The sequence below is a fragment of the Psychroserpens mesophilus genome (assembly GCF_050617655.1).
Classification (GTDB): domain Bacteria; phylum Bacteroidota; class Bacteroidia; order Flavobacteriales; family Flavobacteriaceae; genus Psychroserpens; species Psychroserpens mesophilus_A.
In genome coordinates this window covers 1-254 of sequence record NZ_JBODQC010000322.1, presented here as the reverse complement: position 1 = coordinate 254, position 254 = coordinate 1, and the positions used below count along the sequence as shown (strand labels likewise).

The window sequence follows — 254 nt, the reverse complement described above, 5'->3', positions numbered from 1 at the left end:
CTACGGGATGTGCCCAACTGAAAGCTCCGCCTTACGGGGCGGACTACGCAGCGCTGGAGCAATTGAAGGCGGCCAAGCCGGGATCCGCCAATGTTCTGAAGGTGGAGCCGACAGATCCTGCTGCTCCGGTCAACAACCTCTCCTTGCGTGGAACGCCTCTTAATTCGGCGAGCGGCACCTTTTCCAAGTATCTGGAAGAGGCGCTGGTTCAGGACCTGAAGGAGATCTCCGCCTACGATCCCCAGTCGCACACC

1 protein-coding gene is annotated in these 254 nt (G+C 59.8%); it reads left to right on the top strand.

The genetic code is table 11. From position 1 onward, the window contains the following. A partial coding sequence (locus ACRHNM_RS17425; RefSeq protein WP_431137912.1) for a hypothetical protein occupies positions 1–254 on the top strand: 254 nt, incomplete at both ends.